Here is a 3,544-nt window from a genome sequence, read left to right as displayed (position 1 = left end):
GGGCCGTGCACATGGCCCTTGAACTGAAAACCGTGCGGACCGCAGCCTTCAGGCTGCTTCCGCGCACTCTCTGGAGTCCAGCGCTGAAGCGGCCCAAAGGCCACGGTCCGGAGGAACGGTCCAGGGGAAGCTGCCTTGGTTTCAGAACCATGCACTCGTCCCTTGAACCGATCAGCGGTATGGCGAGTCCGTCCCGGCGAGCCGATCCACGTGCGTGGAACACGTCTGACTCGGCTCGCTGAGGACAGGCTCGCCCTACCGGCTGCTTCATGGGCACCTTTCTTGGCCTCAGGGCCATGCACATGGCCCTTGAACCGAAACCGTGCGGACCGCAGCCTTCAGGCTGCTTCCGCGCACTCTCCGGAGTTGAGCGTTGAAGCGGCCTAAAGGCCACGGCCCGGAGGAACGGTTCATAGGAAGCTGCCTTGGTTTCAGAACCATGCACTCGTCCCTTGAACCGATCAGCGGTAGGGCGAGTCCGTCCCGGCGAGCCGATCAACGTGCGTGGAACACGTCTGACTCGGCTCGCTGGGGACAGGCTCGCCCTACCGGCTGCTTCATGGGAAGCTTTCTTGGCCTCAGAACCATGCACATGGCCCTTGAACCGAAAACCGTGCGGACCGCAGCCTTCAGGCTGCTTCCGCGCGCTCTCCGGAGTCCAACGTTGAAGCGGCCTAAAGGCCACGGCCCGGGGATACCCCTCCCCGCTGATTTCGCTTGCGACGGAGCAATGAATGGCGGTTCATACGCGCGATGCTGCGGGTTGTAAGTCTCAGAAATGCTCGGTCCATTCGAGCGCACATCCAGTTCGTCGCGCTCACAGCCATTCTAGCCGCATCGCATCCAGTTTCTTGGCGAACCTTTGGACAGGAAACAGCCCAGCAAAAGAAACCTGCCGTGTCCACATCCAGTGGGAACGGGCCGCAACGCCCCAGAAAGGTCGTGGTGCCCAGACGCGACCCCGCGGATCAGCCCTTTCGCCTCGCGCCAATGGCCGAGTCCAGCCGGAGCATTGCCATCGCTTTGGCCACGAACCTTTACCTTGCGTTTGACACTCAGTTGCTGCGGACGCACACCGCATGGCTGGGACCTTCCTTAAACTTGTTCGGCACGCCTTACACCGGCTCCAAGACGCCGTTTCTGTGCACGCTTGAAGGGAAAACACTCTGGACGATGCCGCCATTTTGTCCGTGGACCGCGACCGCCCCCTCCACCAACCTCGCTCACGCTCTTCCCCAAGGAACGAAGTTCAAGGCCGTGAGCACCCTGGGCGGCGCCGTTACTCTTGTATATGAAGTGGGCCTTCCTGATGGGAACACCGCCTCGGTTCGAGAAACCGGGCGCGCGTATCGCGACAACGAGCGCACGGGCATTGTTCGCCGATTCGAGATGGGGCCCGCTTCTGCGGACCTGTGGTTTCTTGCGCATGCGGAATTGCATGCGAGTGCTCGAATCGAACGCGATTCCAGTGCGACGCTTATCCAAAGGACTAACGACGTGCTCATCGCGTGGGTGCGCAGTTCAGCAGCCACGACCTGGGAAACTTTCGACGGTCTGGAATCGTATGAGGAATCATTCAACGCGGAAGCGAACGGAGAAAGTCTCGTTCGCACGCGAACCGTCTCGGGCCGTCTGGCTCGCGCCTGGTTGAGAATTCCCGCGCACGATGCGCCAGTGGCAGTGGAAATTCTGAGCGCGGAACATCGCGACAGGGACGATGCAAGGAAGTTCGCCCAGCCATTCCTGGCGGAACGTCCAACTCCGCCCGGAATGAGACCCCCAATTGCGGAAGCGGGTTCTTCTACGGCGATGCCTCCCAGAGTTGTTCCCGGCGACAAAACCGCGGCTTTTCCGGATGGCGGCGACTCGTTCTATCGCATCGAACGCTTTCCTTTGCCTAAAGAAATCAATCTCCAGGTGACGGGAATGGATTGGCTGTCCAGGGACGAGCTGGCCGTCTCCACTTGGACGGGCGAAATCTACATCGTCGAACGAGCGACAGGACCGACCAGCGCCGCGCGGTATCGCCGCTTCGCCAGAGGACTCAACGAGCCCCTGGGGATAAAGGCCGTTCGCAACAGCCTTTACGTCGTGCAGAAGCCAGAGTTGACCCGCATCACGGACACCGACGGCAATGGCGAAGCGGACATGTTCGAGACGGTCAACGCCGATTGGGGCTACACCGGCAATTACCACGCCTTTGCGTTCGGCCCAATGATCGACTCGCAAAACAACTTCTACGCGCTCCTTTGCGGGCAACGCGGCCGCTGGGATGTGCCGTTTGTCGGCTGGTGCCTGAAGATCAGTCCGGACGGAAAGAACCTGGAGGGTTTTTGCCGCGGGCTGCGCGCGCCGAACGGCTTTGGGTCCTACGGGCCCGACGGCGATCTGTTCATGGCCGACAACCAGGGCAATTGGGTCGGCGCATGCAAGCTGAACCATCTTCAGCGCGGGCGGTTTTACGGCTATCCGTCCGGCACGCCGGCGCCCCAGTCCGAGTACCAGCAGCCGAAATCGTTCGCGCCGCCGGCGATTTGGTTTCCGCGCCGCTGGTCGCCATCGACCAGTGGATTCGTCACCATCGAGGACGACCGCTTCGGCCCGTTCCAAGGGCAGATGCTGGTGGGAGATTTCCAGAATGCCGTCGTGATGCGCGTCTTTTTGGAGAAAGTCAACGGCGAGTGGCAAGGCGCGGTGTGGCCCTTTGCTCGAGGATTCCTGTCCGGCGTGAATCGCCTTGCGATGGGTCCGGATGGCAAACTCTATGTCGGTGGCCTGAAGAATGCGGCGTGGGCCGCGATTGCTCCCAGGGAGTCTTCCCTCGAACGCGTGAGGTTTACCGGCAAGATTCCTTTTGAAATCAAAGAAGCGCGTGCAACGTCGAGTGGGATGGACTTGATCTTCACCCAAACGGTGGACCCGGTCACGGCGGGCAACGCCGACAATTACGACGTGCGGCAATTCACTTACCTGTATCACGAACCCTACGGCTCGCCCGAAATCGACCACGAGGGAAAGAAGGACAGCTCGACGCCCATCAGCATGAAGAAGGCAGAGGTTTCAGCCGATCGCCTGAGCACACGCCTGGTGTTGGACGGATGGAAAAGCGGCTACGTCACCTGGGTGCGCTGCCTGGATATCCAAAACTCCAACGGCCAGCCGCTCTGGCACGACTCGTTCTACTATACGCTGAATCAAGTTCCGGCCCGCCAGGGAGAGCGGGCAACACGGTCGGATTGATTTGCTTTTCGCGTGAGATCCCGTTTCTTCTCCCTCTCCTCCTCAAAAAAGGAGGAGAGGGCCGGGGAGAGGAGGTTGCTTTACAGTATAGGAATCCCCCTCTCTCCGGCTTTCTCCCCACTCGTTCCTCGCGGGGAGAGAGAGGAAAAAGCTTAGTGGTCCATTTCATAAATACGCTCACGTTCGCGGCAAGGGATTTTTCGGCCAGACGAGGCGCGAGCGACGAGCATATCCCGAAGTGGATCTGTAAGGAGCAAGCAACGAAGTCTGGCGAAAAAGAACTGCCGCCCTTCGGGTTGCGCCG

At 60.4% G+C, this 3,544-nt stretch carries 2 protein-coding genes; one reads left to right on the top strand and one right to left on the bottom strand.

Annotated features, from left to right (window positions below; genetic code table 11):
- Positions 1 to 685, bottom strand: a 685-nt coding sequence (locus FJ398_26785; GenBank protein MBM3841489.1) for a hypothetical protein, incomplete at its 3' end; no start/stop codon positions are given.
- Positions 686 to 753: 68 nt separating this feature from the next.
- Between FJ398_26785 and FJ398_26780 the strand changes: the two genes are divergently transcribed.
- Positions 754 to 3,240, top strand: a complete 2,487-nt coding sequence (locus FJ398_26780) for a hypothetical protein (protein ID MBM3841488.1) — start codon at positions 754 to 756, stop codon at positions 3,238 to 3,240.
- The last annotated feature ends 304 nt before the right edge of the window (positions 3,241 to 3,544 follow it).

The sequence above is a fragment of the Verrucomicrobiota bacterium genome, from assembly GCA_016871535.1.
Classification (GTDB): domain Bacteria; phylum Verrucomicrobiota; class Verrucomicrobiia; order Limisphaerales; family SIBE01; genus VHCZ01.
The sequence above is the reverse complement of the archived record's forward strand: the minus strand, read 5'-3'. Positions and strand labels throughout refer to the sequence as shown.